Genomic DNA, 14,320 nt, shown 5'->3' on the forward strand with positions numbered 1-14,320 from the left:
CTTCGGGCACCCGGGACGCCGAGCGGTGGGGGTGGGACGAACCACCCCCACCGGGGTCAGGAACCCAGGACTCGCTCCAGGGCGCCGAGCGCCTCCGTCAGCTCCTCCGCCGTGATGGTCAGCGGGGGTGCCAGCCGGATCGTGGACCCGTGGGTGTCCTTGACCAGCACGCCCTCCCGCATCAGGCGCTCGCCGATCTCCCGGCCGGTGCCGATGGACGGGTCGATGTCGACGCCCGCCCACAGGCCGCGGGCGCGGAAGCCGGTGACGCCCCTGCCGACCAGGCCCGTGAGCCCGCCCCGCAGCACCACGCCCAGCTCGGCCGCCCGGCGCTGGAACTCGCCGGTCTCCAGCAGCTCGACCACCGCCGTCCCGACCGCGGCGGCCAGTGGGTTGCCGCCGAAGGTCGAGCCGTGCTCACCCGGCCGCAGCACCGCCAGCACGTCACGGCGGGCGACCACGGCCGACACCGGGACGATCCCGCCGCCCAGCGCCTTGCCCAGCAGCAGCACGTCCGGGACGACCGACTCGTGGTCCACGGCGAGCGTCCGGCCGGTGCGCCCGAGGCCCGACTGGATCTCGTCCGCGACGAACAGGCAGCCCCGGCGCCGGGTCAGCTCGCGCACCCCGGTCAGATAGCCGTCGTCCGGGATGATCACGCCCGCCTCGCCCTGCACGGGCTCGATGAGCACGGCCGCCGTCGTCTCGTCGACGGCCGCCTCCAGCGCCGCCAGGTCGTTGTACGGCACGATCCGGAAGCCCGGCGTGAACGGGCCGAAGCCCGCCCGTGCCGTCTCGTCCGTGGAGAAGCTGACGATCGTCGTCGTGCGGCCGTGGAAGTTCTCCGCCGCCACCACGATGGTCGCCCGGTCGGCGGGGACGCCCTTGACCTCGTAGGCCCACTTGCGGGCCACCTTGATGCCGGACTCGACCGCCTCGGCGCCGGTGTTCATCGGCAGCACCATGGCCAGGCCGGTCAGCCCCGCCAGCCGCTCGGCGAACTCCGCCAGCTTGTCGTGGTGGAACGCGCGGGAGGTGAGGGTCAGCCGGTCCAGCTGGCGGTGCGCCACCTCGATCAACGCCGGGTGCCGGTGACCGAAGTTGAGGGCCGAGTAGCCCGCCAGCATGTCCAGGTACCGGCGGCCCTCGACGTCCTCCACCCAGCAGCCCTCGGCGCGGGCGACGACCACGGGCAGCGGGTGGTAGTTGTGCGCCAGCACCGGTTCCTCGGCGCGGATCAGGTCGGCGGACGAACGCGTGGTCACGGGAGCGGTCATGAACGGATCTCCTGGGTGCAGCACTTGATGCCGCCGCCTGCCTTGCGGAACTCGGACAGGTCGACGGGCACGGGGACAAAGCCACGGTCGGCGAGGGAGGCGGCCAGGGACTCCGCCTGGGGTGCGATGAAGACGTGGCGGCCGTCGGAGACGGAGTTGAGGCCGAAGGCCAGCGCGTCGTCGAGGGTCGCGAGCACGGCGTCCGGGTACAGCCGCGCCAGCACCTCACGGCTGCCCGGCGAGAACGCCTCCGGGTAGTAGGAGATGTTGTCGTCGTCGAGGACGAAGAGCGCCGTGTCCAGGTGGTAGAAGCGCGGGTCCACCAGCGTCAGGCTGATCACCGGGTGACCGAAGAACTCCTGCACCTCCCGGTGCGCCTCCCGGGTCGTACGGAAGCCGGTGCCGGCCAGTACGTACCGGCCCGTCCAGACCAGGTCGCCCTCGCCCTCGCAGACGGACTCGGGGCGGTGCACGGCGAAGCCGGCCGCCTTGAACCAGGCGTCGTAGTGCGTGGACTCCGGGCGCCGCTGGGGCGCGTGGAACAGGGAGCCGAAGACGTGGCCGTCGACGACGACCGCCGAGTTCGCGGCGAAGACCATGTCGGGCAGGCCGGGGGCCGGCTCCACGGAGTCGACGGTGTGGCCGTGGGCGCGGTAGGCGCTGATCAGCGTCTGCCACTGTTCCCGGGCCAGGTCCACGTCGACGCGCACGTCGGGTTGCATCCAGGGGTTGATCGCGTACTGCACGGCGAAGTGTCTGGGTTCGCAGACGAGGAAGCGCCGCCGGCGCGGCACACGGGAGTCGGACACAGAGGGGTTCCTCCGCTTCCTGGGGTGTCGACTGAGGGTTGACACCAAGGTAGGAACTGACCGAGACGGGCGACAAGCAACGAGAATTGCGTGTCCGCGCAGGAATGCTGCGTCTTCGACCCGTATCACGCAGTCTTGCTGCGCACTCGGATGTCTATTCGGGAGCGGGCTGGGTGGCTCCCGCCTCGGGGGATTCCGGGAGGAGGTGGGACAGCACCATCACGCTGATCGTCTTCCGGATGAAGGGCTCCGTGCGGATGCGTTCCAGCACCTCCTCGAAGTGGTCCACGTCCCGGGCCCGCACGTGCAGCAGGGCGTCCGCGCCGCCGGTCACCGTCATCGCCGCGGTGATCTCCGGATGGTTGCGCACCACCTCCGCAAGCCGCCGGGGCGGGGCCGCGCCCTCGCAGTAGACCTCGACGTACGCCTCCGTGCGCCAGCCCAGCGCCGACGGCCGGACCGTCGCCGTGAAACCGGTGATCACGCCCGTGTCGCGCAGCCGGTCCACCCGCCGCTTCACCGCCGTGGACGACAGCCCGACCGCCGCGCCGATCTCGGCGAAGGACGTCCTGGCGTTCGCCATCAGCGCCGTGACGATCTTCCGGTCGGTGTCGTCGAAGGGAGCCGGCCCGCTGTTCATGTCGGCACTGTATCCAGCGACGACGTCCACATCCCGGCACATGTCCAGGCGTCCGGATTCCACCTACACTCCGGGGTCATGCTGCGTGCCCTCGCCGTCGACGACGAACGCCCCTCGCTGGAGGAGTTGCTGTACCTGCTGAACGCGGACCCCCGCATCGGCAGTGCCGAGGGCGCGGGCGACGCGACCGAGGCGCTGCGCCGCATCAACCGGGCCCTGGAGTCCGGGCCGGGCGGGCCCGAGGCGATCGACGTCGTCTTCCTCGACATCCAGATGCCCGGCCTCGACGGGCTGGACCTCGCCCGGCTGCTCACCGGGTTCGCCAAGCCGCCGCACGTCGTGTTCGTGACCGCCCACGAGGACTTCGCCGTGCAGGCCTTCGACCTCAAGGCCGTCGACTACGTCCTCAAACCCGTCCGCAAGGAGCGCCTCGCCGAGGCGATCCGCCGGGCCGCCGAACTCACCGAGCACACCCCGCGCATCCGCGTCCACGAACCCGACCCCGACCACGTCCCGGTCGAACTCGGCGGCGTCACCCGCTTCGTGGCCGTCGACGACATCACCCACGTCGAGGCCCAGGGCGACTACGCCCGCCTGCACACCGACCGGGGCAGCCACCTCGTCCGGATCCCGCTGTCCACGCTGGAGGAGCGCTGGCGCACCCGCGGCTTCGTCCGCATCCACCGCCGCCACCTGGTCGCCCTGCGCCACGTCGGCGAACTCCGCCTGGACGCGGGCACGGTCAGCGTCCTGGTCGGCGGCGAGGAACTGCAGGTCAGCCGACGGCACGCGCGGGAGCTGCGGGACCTGCTGATGAGGAGGCCCTGAGCCGTGCCGCACCAGGACCCCGCCGAGCGGCGCGTCGTCGTCACCGGCCCGCCCCGCCGCACCCGCCGCGCCTTTGGCCACTACCGCCCGCGCACCGAGATCGACGAGCAGACCACCCTCGGCCATACCTACGTCCGCTCCCTCATGCGCACCCAACTGCGCGCCGGCCTCGCCGTGTTCGCGGTGCTCGGCCTGCTGATCGGCCCGCTGCCGCTGCTGTTCGACGCGATGCCGGGCGCCCACCGCCTCGAATGGGGCGTCCTCGGGTTCTGCCTGTACGCCCCGCTGGTCCTGCTCGCCCTCTGGTACGTCCGCCGCGCCGAACGCAACGAACGGGACTTCGTGCGGCTGGTCGAGGACCGCTGACCCCGTGAACTCCGGATACACCGTCCCCGCGGTCGCCCTCGTCGTCGTGGTGACCGTCCTGGTCGGCGCCTTCGGGCTGCGCGTCTCCCGCACCACCTCCGACTTCTACGTCGCCTCCCGCACCGTCGGTCCCCGCCTCAACGCGGCCGCCATCAGCGGCGAGTACCTCTCCGCCGCCTCCTTCCTCGGCATCGCCGGGCTCGTCCTGATCCAGGGCCCGGACATGCTCTGGTACCCCGTCGGCTACACCGCGGGCTACCTCGTCCTGCTCCTGTTCGTCGCCGCCCCGCTGCGCCGCTCCGGCGCCTACACGCTGCCCGACTTCGCCGAGGCGCGGCTCGGCTCGTACGGCGTACGGCGGCTCGCCGGGGCCTTCGTCGTCGGCGTGGGCTGGCTGTACCTGCTGCCCCAACTCCAGGGAGCCGGACTGACGTTGACCGTCCTCACCGGGGCGCCGGACTCGCTCGGCGGACTGATCGTCGCCGTCGTCGTGGTCGCCACCGTCGCCGCCGGCGGCATGCGCAGCATCACCTTCGTGCAGGCCTTCCAGTACTGGCTCAAGCTGACCGCCCTGCTGGTCCCCGCCCTCTTCCTGGCTCTCGCCTGGCAGCACGACGGGTCCCCGACCCACGCCTTCGAGGAGCCCGCGACCTTCCGCGACCAGCGCGTCGTACGCGTCGGCGACAGCCTCGACCTGACCCTCGAGCGCCCCCTGACGGTCACCGTGACCGGCACCGTCGACGGCCGTATCCACGCCGGTCAGCGCCTGCGCCTGCCCGCCGGCACCCACCACATCACCCGGGGCACCCGGCTGACCTTCGCCAAGGGCACCGCCGTCCCGAAGGCCGACCCCGCCGCCGACGGCGGGCTGTCCGCCTCGCTCGCCGCGGGCCGCCAGGAACGTCCGCTGTACGCGACGTACGGACTGATCCTCGCCACCTTCCTCGGCACCATGGGCCTGCCCCACGTCGTCGTCCGCTTCTACAGCAGCCCGCACGGCGTCGCCGCGCGCCGCACCACGGTGGCCGTCCTCGGCCTGATCGGCGCGTTCTACCTGCTGCCGCCCCTGTACGGCGCCCTGGGCCGGATCTACACCCCCGAACTCACCCTCACCGGTGACACGGACGCCACGGTGCTGCTGCTGCCCGACCGCATGATCGGCGGCGTCGGCGGCGACCTGCTCGGCGCGCTGGTGGCGGGCGGGGCCTTCGCCGCGTTCCTGTCGACGGCCTCGGGACTGACCATGGCCGTCGCGGGCGTGCTCACCCAGGACGTCCTCCCCTCGCGCGGCGTACGGCACTTCCGGCTGGGCACGGTGCTCGCCATGGCCGTACCGCTCGCCGCGAGCGCCCTGGTGGGCGGCCTGCCGGTGGCCGACGCGGTGGGACTGGCCTTCGCCGTGTCCGCCTCCTCGTTCTGCCCGCTGCTGGTCCTCGGCATCTGGTGGCGGCGGCTGACCCCGCCGGGCGCCGCCGCCGGCATGCTGACCGGCGGCGGTTCGGCGTTCGCGGCGGTGGCCGCGACCATGGCCGACGTGCCGGGCACCGGCCCGGTGCACGCCGTGCTGGCGTGGCCCGCGCTGTGGTCGGTGCCGCTGGGGTTCCTCACCATGGTGCTGGTGTCACTGGCCACCCCGGGACGGGTGCCGCCCGGAACGGAGGCGATCCTGGCCCGCTTCCACCTGCCGGAGGAACTGCGGACGGAGGTGAAGGCGTGAGCGGCCGGACGGATCGGGCGGTCACGGGGCTGTCCCTGGGAGGCGGCCATGAGGGCCTGCGTGGGGAGGCGCCCGTATGACCGGCTTTCTGGCCGGCCTGTGTGTGGCCGTTCTCCCACTGCTCGCCGCCGGGTTCTGGCTCGGGCGGCACACGGCACGCCCCGACAGTCGCGGCGATCTCGGCACCCCGGTCGAGCACGCCACCTTCCAGACGCTGCACACCGCCTCCCTCGCCGCGCCCCCGCTGCGCGCCGGGCTGACCGAGGAGACGGCGCGCAAGTCGGCCCGTCGGCTGCGCACCCTGCTCGGCACCGACGCGCTCTGCCTGACCGACCGCGAGCGGGTCCTGGTCTGGGACGGCGTCGGCTTCCACCACCGCACCGAGATCATGGAACGCCTCTCCGGCGCGCTGGAAACCGGCCGCGGCGAGGCCTTCCGGCTCCGGTGCGAGACCCCCGACTGCCCGGTGCGGTGGGCGGTCGTCGCGCCCTTCACCGTCGACGACCGGGTGCACGGCGCGCTCGTCGCCTGCGCCCCGCGCGAGTCCGCCGTCCTGGTCCGCGCGGCCGGCGAGGTCGCCCGCTGGGTGAGCGTCCAACTCGAGCTCGCGGACCTGGACCAGTCCCGCACCCGCCTCATCGAGGCCGAGATCAGGGCACTGCGGGCCCAGATCTCCCCGCACTTCATCTTCAACTCGCTCGCGGTGATCGCCTCGTTCGTGCGCACCGACCCGGAGCGCGCCCGCGAACTCCTCCTCGAGTTCGCCGACTTCACCCGCTACTCGTTCCGCAGGCACGGCGACTTCACCACCCTCGCCGACGAACTCCACGCCATCGACCACTACCTGGCACTGGTACGGGCCCGCTTCGGTGACCGGCTCTCCGTGACCCTGCAGATCGCCCCGGAGGTCCTGCCGGTGACCCTGCCGTTCCTGTGCCTGCAGCCCCTCGTCGAGAACGCCGTCAAGCACGGCCTGGAGGGCAGGGCCGCCACGGCCGGGGGCAAGTGCCACATCAGCATCACCGCCCAGGACACCGGCGCCGAGGCGCTCGTCGTCATCGAGGACGACGGCGTCGGCATGGACCCCGTCCTGCTGCGCCGCATCCTGGCCGGCGAGGTCAGCCCCTCGGGCGGCATCGGGCTGTCCAACGTCGACGACCGGCTCCGCCAGGTCTACGGCGACGACTACGGGCTCGTCATCGAGACCGCCGTCGGCGCGGGCATGAAGGTCACCGCCCGGCTGCCGAAGTACCAGCCGGGCGTCCACCCGGCGGGCCGTTGACCGCGGCGGAACGGGGGCACCATGGAGGAGGACGGATCCTGAGGAGGGAGTCGCGATGCCCGGTTCCACGGACGGTTCCACGAGGACGATGGGGGTGCTCACGGTCGGCGGTCTCGTCGTGGTGACCGCCTACACGGTGGCACTCGGCAGCAACGGCTGGCTGTGGTTCGGCTGGGTCGTGCTCGGACTGCTCACCCTGGGGATGGTCGCCACCCGCAGCGGCAGCTAGTGCGGCGGCAGGCAACGTCCGCCCCGTCGCGACGCCCGGCACGCCCTCTCGCCGCACCGGCCGAAACCCCAAGTACGTCCGGTCCGTCAACGGGGCATTCCGTCCGGCACGCCGAGAGGACGCCCGGGACGCCGCTCCTTACCGGGCGAACGTTGCCTGCCGCGGCACCCGCTAGGCCCGCCCGCGGGCGTTCAACGAGGCCAGATAGGCGTTGTACGCCTCGAGTTCCTTGTCGCCGTCACGGTCGGCGGCGCGGTCCTTGCGCTTGGCCTGCCGCTGTTCCGAGCTGTACCACTGGAACAGCAGGGCGAGCAGCACCAGCACCGACGGCACCTCGCTGAACGCCCAGGCGATACCGCCGGCCGCGGTCTGGTCGGAGAGCGCGTCGATGCCGAGGGAGGCGGGCGGGTTCCTGAAGGTCGTCACCATCGGCGTCGACGCCATCATCAGCGCGATGCCGAAGAAGGCGTGGAACGGCATGCCCGCGAACAGTTCCAGCATGCGCATGAGATAGCCGGGCCGCTGCGGGCCGGGGTCGACGCCGATGATCGGCCAGAAGAACACGACGCCCACGGCCAGGAAGTGCACCATCATCACGATGTGCCCGGTCTTCGACCCCATCAGGAAGTCGAACAGCGGGGTGAAGTACAGCCCGTAGAGGCTCGCGATGAACAGCGGGATGGTGAACGCCGGGTGCGTGATGATCCGCATGTACCGGCTGTGCAGCAGCATCAGCAGCACCTCGCGCGGACCCTTGCGGCCCCGGCCTGCGGTCGGCAGTGCCCGCAGAGCGAGCGTGACCGGGGCGCCGAGCAGGATCAGGATCGGCGACAGCATGCTGATGATCATGTGCTGCACCATGTGCACGCTGAACATGACCATGCCGTAGTCGTTCAGCCGGGTGCACATCACCACCCCGACGGTCAGCACACCGATGACGTACGAGATCGTCCGTCCCACCGGCCACCGGTCCCCGCGCCGTCGCAGGCGCACCACGCCCCACCCGTACAGCGCCAGCCCCGCGAGGCACGCGACGAGGAAGAACGGGTCCGCCGACCATTCCAGCCCCCGTCCCAGCGTGAACGGTGGCAGGTCCATGGTCATGCCGTGCCCGCTGTGGTCCATCGGCCGGGCTCCTGATTCGTGGGGGTTGTGCACGTGTGTCCCCCACAGACTAGAACCGCCCCCGGCCGCGCCTGCGACCGGGGGCTGGTGTTCGGGACAGAACGAGATCAGTTGTCGGCTACAGGACGCACTCGGCCTCGTCGTAGCGCTCGGCGGGCACGGTCTTCAGGGTCTCCACCGCCTCCGCGAGCGGCACCATCACGATGTCCGTGCCGCGCAGCGCCGTCATCTTGCCGAACTCGCCGCGGTGCACCGCCTCCACGGCGTGCCAGCCGAAGCGGGTGGCGAGCACACGGTCGTACGCCGTCGGCGTTCCGCCCCGCTGGACGTGACCCAGGATGACCGGCCGCGCCTCCTTGCCCAGCCGCTCCTCCAGCTCGATCGACAGCTGGCGGGCGATCCCGGCGAACCGCTCGTGGCCGTAGACGTCCTTGCCGCCCTCGTCGAAGTCCATGGTCCCGGCCTTCGGCTTGGCGCCCTCCGCCGCGACCACGATCGCGAACCGCTTGCCCGCCGCGAACCGCTCGCCGACCCGCTCGGCCAGCTCCTCGATGTCGAAGGGCCGCTCCGGGACGACGATGGCGTGCGCGCCGGCCGCCATGCCCGAGTGCAGCGCGATCCAGCCGGTGTGCCGGCCCATGACCTCCACGACCAGCACCCGCTGGTGGGACTCGGCGGTGGTCTTGAGCCGGTCCAGCGCCTCGGTCGCCACGCCCACGGCCGTGTCGAAGCCGAAGGTGACGTCCGTGACGGCGATGTCGTTGTCGATGGTCTTGGGCACCCCGACGATCGGCAGCCCGCTGTCGTACATCAGCCGGGCCGCCTTCAGCGTGCCCTCGCCGCCGATCGGGATGATCGCGTCGAGACCGAGTTCCTCTACATGGCCGCGGGCCCGCTCCACGCCGTCCCGCAGGTGCGAGGGCTGGACCCGGGAGGAGCCGAGGATGGTGCCGCCGCGGGCCAGGATGCCGCCCACCGCGTCGAGGTCGAGCTTGAGGTAGTCGCACTCCAGGAGGCCCTTCCAGCCGTCCCGGAAGCCGATGACCTCGTCGCCGTGGTCGACGACGGCGCGGTGCACGACGGACCGGATGACGGCGTTCAGGCCGGGGCAGTCGCCGCCGGACGTGAGGACACCAATGCGCATAGCCCGAAAGAACCTTCTCGATGTGGGCCGGGACCGGACCCCGTCGTCCGGTACGAACCCCGCCACCCTAGCGGCAGGAGGGGGCGGGACCGTACCGTGCGTCCGCCTGCTGGACGACCCCGCTCACCTGTGCGGAGACGCTGTCAGACGGGCTGGTGACCAGGACGTGGACACCCGGTGTCAGGCGGGCTGCTGCGCGGCGGTGATGCGCTCGTTGCGCAGGGCCTCGTACCACCGGTCGTCGGTCGGCGGCAGCGCGTTGACGTCGAGCGCCAGCTTCAGCAGCAGGTCGGCGATCAGCGGGTTGCGGGCAAGCACCGGCCCGTGCATGTACGTACCGAAGACGGTGTCGTTGAACGCGCCCTCCGTACCGTCGCCCGTCCCGTTGCCGTTGCCCAGGCGCACCTTGGCCAGCGGGCGGGCCGTCGGGCCGAGGTGGGTGACGCCCTGGTGGTTCTCGAAGCCGGTCAGCGGGGGCAGGCCCAGGCGCGGGTCGATGTCGGCGAGCACGTCACCGACGCACCGCTCGCCCTCGCCCCGCACCGAGACCACGTCCAAAAGACCCAGGCCGGGCTCGCGCTGGCCGAGGTCGTTGATGAACTCGTGGCCGAGGATCTGGTAGCCGGCGCACACGGAGAAGACGATCGCGCCGTTCCCCACGGCCCGGTGCAGGCCTCCGTCCCGGCGCAGCCGCTCCGCCGCGAGCCGCTGCGGACGGTCCTCGCCGCCGCCGATCAGGTAGATGTCCCCGGAGGTCGGGATCGGCTGGTCGCTGCGCACGTCGAGCCGGGCCACGTCGAGGCCCCGCTGCCGCGCCCGGCGCTCCACGACGAGGACGTTGCCCTGGTCGCCGTACGTGCTGAGCAGGTCGGGGTAGATCCAGACGATCCGCAGCTGGTTGTCGCTCACAAGAGTCCCCTGAGGTGTCAGTTGCCGACGCGGCGGCGCAGGTCCTGGAAGGCGGTGTAGTTGGCGATGACCTCGATCCGGCCCGGCGGGCTCGCCTGCACCGCCTGGTCGAGGTCGTCGCAGACCTGGAAGTGCTGGTTGGCGACCTCCAGGCGCACCGCGAGGTCCAGCTTGCGGTCGCCGATCACACAGATCGGGTGGCCGGTCAGCCGGGTGTAGTCGACGTCCCACAGCCAGGAGGTGTCGGTGCCGTCGGCGCCGCGCGCGTTCACGGAGAGGATCACCGGGGTGGGCGGCGGATCGATCAGGCTGAACGTCTCGAGCCAGCCCGCCGGGTTCTTCGCGAGCAGCAGCCTGAGGTCGCGCTGCTGGAACTGCACCACGTCGTACCGGCCGGCGACGGCCTGCACCTGGTACATGCGTTCCAGGGCGACCTGCGGCGGCACGCCGAAGACGGCGGCGACGGCGGCGGACGAGGCGGCGTTGGCCTTGTTGGCGCGGCCGGGCAGCTGGAGGTGGATCGGCCAGGCGGAGCCGTGCGGGTCGAGCACATGGTCGCCGGACAGCGCCCAACTGGGCGTCGGTCGCCGGAAACCACACTCGCCGCAGAACCAGTCGTCGCCGGGCCGCTGCATCACACCACCGCAGGACGGGCAGGACCAGGCGTCGTCCTTCCACATCTGCCCGGCGGCGACCCAGATCACGTTGGGCGAGGAGGAGGCGGCCCACACGACCAACGGGTCGTCCGCGTTGGCGACGACGACGGCCTTCGACCCCGCCAGCCCCTCGCGCCAGTTCTCCGCCAGCATGCGGGTCTCGGCGGCGCGGTCGAGCTGGTCACGGGAGAGGTTGAGCAGGGCGATGCACTTGGGGTCGGTGTCCCGCGCCACACCCGCGAGGTACTTCTCGTCGACCTCGATGACGGCGTACCGCGCGTCGGAGCCGCCGGCGAGCGCGGAGGTGATGCCCGCGGGCATGTTGGCGCCGAGCGCGTTGGAGACGACGGGCCCCGCGGCCCCCAGTGCCTCGGCGATGAGCCTGGTCGTGGTCGTTTTTCCATTGGTCGCCGACACGAGGACGACGTCCAGGTTCTGGGCGAGCCGGGCGAGGAGGTCCGGGTCGAGCTTGAGCGCCACCCGGCCGCCGATCACCGAACCGCTGCCGCGCCCCGCGGCGCGTGACGCCGCCGCGACCGCCTTGCCCGCGGTAACGGCCAGCTTGGCCCGCGGCGTGAGCGGGTCCGAGTTGCCTGCCATCAGTTCTCGATCCTCCTTGCGTACGCGCCGCGCCTGAAGCCTCTGAGTCTTACGGCAACGTGGTGTGGACCTCAGCCTATCGAGATCTGTTCACGCTCCCGAACCGCCGTACCCTTGCCGCCATGCGAAACGGCCCTCTTCCCGGCACCCGTGGGCGCGTGCGCCCCCTCACCCTGCTGGGTGGGGCGGCCCTGCACGCCCCGTGCGCCGAGGTCACCGACTTCGGCCCCGAACTGGCGGCGCTCGTGGAGGACTTGTTCGCGACGATGTACGCGGCGCGCGGGGTGGGTCTGGCCGCCAACCAGGTGGGTGAGTCCTCGCGCGTGTTCGTGTACGACTGCCCCGATGACGAGGACGTCCGGCACGTGGGCCACGTGGTCAACCCGCGGCTCGTCGAGGCCGACGGGGTGGTGCTGCGAGGCCCGGAGGGCTGCCTGTCCCTGCCCGGCCTGGAGGCCGGCACGGAACGCCACGACCACGCCGTGGTGGAGGGCCGGACGGTGACCGGGGAGCCGGTGACCGTCCACGGCACGGGTTTCTTTGCGAGGTGTTTGCAGCACGAGATGGACCACCTGGAAGGCCGCATCTACGTGGACCGCCTCACGGGATGGCGCAGACGCAGAGTCCTCCGCCAGGCCGCCAAGGCCCCCTGGAGCCGCCGGAGCTAGTTGCCTGTCGCGGCACTAGAACCCGGGGCCTCCCACCCGGTCCCCGGCCGCCGCGAGCCGACCCCACAGCAGGTCGGCCAGGCAGCGCACCAACTCGGCCCGCGAGCACGGTCGTTCGCCGAGCCACCAGTCGCCCGCCGCGTGCATCATGCCGACGATCCCGTGTCCCCACACCCGGGCCAGCTGCTGGCTCTCCGGGCCGAGGTCCAGCCGTTCCTCGATGACCTGGGCCAACTCCTCGCCCATCCGCCGCAGCAGGGGAGCGGAGTGCTTGCCGACGTCGAAGCCCTGGTCGGCCGTCGTGGCGCCCTCGGAGGGATGCATCAGGAACCGGTACACCTGGGGCCGCGCCTCGATCGCCGCGAGGTAGGTGTCCAGGGTGGCCTCGACCCGCTCACGCCTCTCCGCAGGCGCGTCCAGCGCGGCCCGCAGCGAGGCGAGCAGCGCGTCCGTGTGCCGCGTGGCCAGCGCCGCGTACAGGCCGCCCTTGTCACCGAAGTGCCGGTAGAGAATCGGCTTCGTGATGCCCGCCTCCGCCGCGATGGCGTTCATCGAGGCCTGCGGGCCGTCGCGCAGCACCACTCGGTCCGCGGCCTCCAGCAGCTCGCGTCGGCGGCGGTCGGCGGTCCGCTGCTGATCGGTCCGCTGTGTGGTGTCCATGAGCTCTCCCCACCCGTGCTTGATCGGTGACGCCAGCGCAAACTAACACTCAACATGCCCTCGGCCTCGAACTGGCAGCCGAGGCGTCATCGGGAGTTGACTTTCCTACCCGTCGGTAACAGACTGGTGTTACCGCTAGTAACATATATGTGCGCCGCCGCTGGAGGGGACATGGCCGAGTTCACCATGGAGCTCAACGACGAACAGAAGGAGGTCAGGGACTGGCTGCACGGCTTCGCCGCCGACGTCATCCGGCCCGCTGCCGCCGAATGGGACGAGCGTGAGGAGACTCCCTGGCCGGTCATCCAGGAGGCCGCGAAGGTCGGCATCTACTCCCTCGACTTCTATGCCCAGCAGTACTTCGACCCCACCGGCCTGGGCATCCCGATGGCCATGGAGGAGCTGTTCTGGGGCGACGCGGGCATCGCCCTGTCGATCGTAGGCACAGGTCTGGCCGCCGTGGGAGTCCTCGCCAACGGAACCGAGGAGCAGATCGGCACCTGGATCCCGCAGATGTACGGCGACGCCAACGACGTCAAGGTCGCCGCGTTCTGCTCCTCCGAGCCCGACGCCGGCTCTGACGTGGCCTCCATGCGCACACGGGCCGTGTACGACGAGGCCAAGGACGAGTGGGTGCTCAACGGCACGAAGACCTGGGCGACCAACGGCGGCATCGCCAACGTCCACGTCGTGGTGGCCGTGGTCGACCCGGACCTCGGCTCCAAGGGGCACGCGTCCTTCATCGTCCCGCCGGGCACGCCCGGGCTGTCGCAGGGGCAGAAGTTCAAGAAGCACGGCATCCGTGCCTCGCACACCGCCGAGGTGGTCCTCGACAACGTCCGCGTGCCGGGTTCCTGCCTGCTCGGCGGCAAGGAGAAGCTCGACGAGCGGCTCGCCCGGGCCCGCGAGCGGGCCAAGCAGGGCGCGGAGCGGGTGAAGAACGCGGCGATGGCCACCTTCGAGGCCTCGCGGCCGGCGGTCGGCGCGATGGCCGTCGGGACGGCCCGGGCCGCGTACGAGGTCGCCCTCGACTACGCCAAGACGCGTGAGCAGTTCGGGCGGCCGATCATCGACAACCAGGGTGTCGCCTTCCAGCTCGCCGACATGCGCACGTCCGTCGACGCCGCCCGGCTGCTGGTCTGGCGGGCCTCCTGGATGGCGATCAACGGCAAGCAGTTCACGGCGGCCGAGGGCTCGATGTCCAAGCTGTTCGCCAGTGAGACGGCGAAGAAGGTCACGGCGCAGGCGATCCAGATCCTGGGCGGGAACGGCTACACGCGGGAGTACCCGGTGGAGCGGATGCACCGGGATGCGGCGATCTACACGATCTTCGAGGGGACGAGCGAGATCCAGCGGCTGGTGATCGCGAGGACGCTGTCGGGGATGCCGATTCGGTAGCGCCGTGGGGGT

Annotated in this window: 15 protein-coding genes; 7 read left to right on the top strand and 8 right to left on the bottom strand. The window is 71.6% G+C overall.

The features are described from left to right. Positions 1–56: 56 nt before the first annotated feature. The 3 genes from rocD to ACIRVK_RS12100 form a co-directional block, all read right to left on the bottom strand. The gene (gene rocD, locus ACIRVK_RS12090) at positions 57–1,277 is read right to left on the bottom strand and encodes an ornithine--oxo-acid transaminase (RefSeq protein WP_404245848.1); all 1,221 of its coding nucleotides are present in this window, start codon (positions 1,275–1,277) and stop codon (positions 57–59) included. Next, positions 1,274–2,086, bottom strand: a complete 813-nt coding sequence (gene ddaH, locus ACIRVK_RS12095; RefSeq protein ID WP_404245850.1) for a dimethylargininase — start codon at positions 2,084–2,086, stop codon at positions 1,274–1,276. Before ddaH ends, rocD begins: the two co-directional genes overlap by 4 nt. Before the next feature lie 154 nt (positions 2,087–2,240). Next, on the bottom strand, positions 2,241–2,726 hold the full coding sequence (locus tag ACIRVK_RS12100; RefSeq protein ID WP_404245851.1) for an Lrp/AsnC family transcriptional regulator: 486 nt from the start codon (positions 2,724–2,726) through the stop codon (positions 2,241–2,243). Between the two features lie 78 nt (positions 2,727–2,804). Between ACIRVK_RS12100 and ACIRVK_RS12105 the strand changes: the two genes are divergently transcribed. The 5 genes from ACIRVK_RS12105 (at position 2,805) to ACIRVK_RS12125 (ending at position 7,148) form a co-directional block, all read left to right on the top strand. After that, complete coding sequence (locus ACIRVK_RS12105) at positions 2,805–3,554, top strand: LytR/AlgR family response regulator transcription factor (RefSeq protein WP_404245853.1); 750 nt, start codon at positions 2,805–2,807, stop codon at positions 3,552–3,554. A gap of 3 nt (positions 3,555–3,557) precedes the next feature. Then, positions 3,558–3,920, top strand: a complete 363-nt coding sequence (locus ACIRVK_RS12110) for a hypothetical protein (RefSeq protein WP_404245855.1) — start codon at positions 3,558–3,560, stop codon at positions 3,918–3,920. 4 nt (positions 3,921–3,924) lie between these two features. Further along, the gene (locus ACIRVK_RS12115; RefSeq protein ID WP_404245857.1) at positions 3,925–5,637 is read left to right on the top strand and encodes a cation acetate symporter; all 1,713 of its coding nucleotides are present in this window, start codon (positions 3,925–3,927) and stop codon (positions 5,635–5,637) included. A 76-nt stretch (positions 5,638–5,713) separates the two neighbouring features. After that, entirely contained in the window at positions 5,714–6,919 is a 1,206-nt protein-coding gene (locus tag ACIRVK_RS12120) for a sensor histidine kinase (protein WP_404245859.1), read from the top strand. Positions 6,920–6,974: 55 nt separating this feature from the next. Further along, positions 6,975–7,148 (top strand): hypothetical protein, encoded by a 174-nt coding sequence (locus ACIRVK_RS12125; protein ID WP_404245861.1) that lies wholly within the window; start codon positions 6,975–6,977, stop codon positions 7,146–7,148. A gap of 171 nt (positions 7,149–7,319) precedes the next feature. Here ACIRVK_RS12125 and ACIRVK_RS12130 read toward each other — a convergent pair whose 3' ends face one another. The 4 genes from ACIRVK_RS12130 to ACIRVK_RS12145 all read right to left on the bottom strand — a co-directional run bounded on the left by ACIRVK_RS12130 (position 7,320) and on the right by ACIRVK_RS12145 (position 11,582). Continuing rightward, positions 7,320–8,273, bottom strand: coding sequence for a cytochrome c oxidase assembly protein (locus ACIRVK_RS12130; protein WP_404245863.1), 954 nt, complete (start codon positions 8,271–8,273; stop codon positions 7,320–7,322). Between the two features lie 118 nt (positions 8,274–8,391). Next, positions 8,392–9,417 (bottom strand): 6-phosphofructokinase, encoded by a 1,026-nt coding sequence (locus ACIRVK_RS12135; protein WP_404245865.1) that lies wholly within the window; start codon positions 9,415–9,417, stop codon positions 8,392–8,394. Positions 9,418–9,597: 180 nt separating this feature from the next. Continuing rightward, a complete protein-coding gene (locus ACIRVK_RS12140) occupies positions 9,598–10,326 on the bottom strand; it encodes a type 1 glutamine amidotransferase (protein WP_404245867.1) in 729 nt (242 codons plus the stop codon). 17 nt (positions 10,327–10,343) lie between these two features. Then, complete coding sequence (locus ACIRVK_RS12145; RefSeq protein WP_404245869.1) at positions 10,344–11,582, bottom strand: MurT ligase domain-containing protein; 1,239 nt, start codon at positions 11,580–11,582, stop codon at positions 10,344–10,346. Positions 11,583–11,704: 122 nt separating this feature from the next. Between ACIRVK_RS12145 and def the strand changes: the two genes are divergently transcribed. Beyond that, entirely contained in the window at positions 11,705–12,250 is a 546-nt protein-coding gene (gene def, locus ACIRVK_RS12150; protein WP_404245870.1) for a peptide deformylase, read from the top strand. A gap of 15 nt (positions 12,251–12,265) precedes the next feature. Here the strand turns inward: def and ACIRVK_RS12155 are convergent, their stop codons facing one another. Next, entirely contained in the window at positions 12,266–12,910 is a 645-nt protein-coding gene (locus ACIRVK_RS12155) for a TetR family transcriptional regulator (RefSeq protein WP_404245872.1), read from the bottom strand. Between the two features lie 171 nt (positions 12,911–13,081). On the opposite strand from ACIRVK_RS12155, the gene ACIRVK_RS12160 reads away from it, so the two are divergent. After that, positions 13,082–14,308 (top strand): acyl-CoA dehydrogenase family protein, encoded by a 1,227-nt coding sequence (locus ACIRVK_RS12160; protein ID WP_404245874.1) that lies wholly within the window; start codon positions 13,082–13,084, stop codon positions 14,306–14,308. Positions 14,309–14,320: the final 12 nt, after the last annotated feature.

It is taken from the genome of Streptomyces sp. NPDC101152 (genome assembly GCF_044768275.1).
Classification (GTDB): domain Bacteria; phylum Actinomycetota; class Actinomycetes; order Streptomycetales; family Streptomycetaceae; genus Streptomyces.

Bases quoted from the DNA above. Each gene is read 5' to 3' on its own strand.
- ACIRVK_RS12160 (WP_404245874.1), top strand. From the start codon at position 13,082: ATGGCCGAGTTCACCATGGAGCTCAACGACGAACAGAAGGAGGTCAGG.
- ACIRVK_RS12125 (WP_404245861.1), top strand. From the start codon at position 6,975: ATGCCCGGTTCCACGGACGGTTCCACGAGGACGATGGGGGTGCTCACG.
- def (WP_404245870.1), top strand. From the start codon at position 11,705: ATGCGAAACGGCCCTCTTCCCGGCACCCGTGGGCGCGTGCGCCCCCTC.
- rocD (WP_404245848.1), bottom strand. From the start codon at position 1,277: ATGACCGCTCCCGTGACCACGCGTTCGTCCGCCGACCTGATCCGCGCC.
- ACIRVK_RS12130 (WP_404245863.1), bottom strand. From the start codon at position 8,273: ATGGACCACAGCGGGCACGGCATGACCATGGACCTGCCACCGTTCACG.
- ACIRVK_RS12105 (WP_404245853.1), top strand. From the start codon at position 2,805: ATGCTGCGTGCCCTCGCCGTCGACGACGAACGCCCCTCGCTGGAGGAG.
- ACIRVK_RS12120 (WP_404245859.1), top strand. From the start codon at position 5,714: ATGACCGGCTTTCTGGCCGGCCTGTGTGTGGCCGTTCTCCCACTGCTC.
- ACIRVK_RS12145 (WP_404245869.1), bottom strand. From the start codon at position 11,582: ATGGCAGGCAACTCGGACCCGCTCACGCCGCGGGCCAAGCTGGCCGTT.
- ACIRVK_RS12135 (WP_404245865.1), bottom strand. From the start codon at position 9,417: ATGCGCATTGGTGTCCTCACGTCCGGCGGCGACTGCCCCGGCCTGAAC.
- ACIRVK_RS12155 (WP_404245872.1), bottom strand. From the start codon at position 12,910: ATGGACACCACACAGCGGACCGATCAGCAGCGGACCGCCGACCGCCGC.
- ACIRVK_RS12100 (WP_404245851.1), bottom strand. From the start codon at position 2,726: ATGAACAGCGGGCCGGCTCCCTTCGACGACACCGACCGGAAGATCGTC.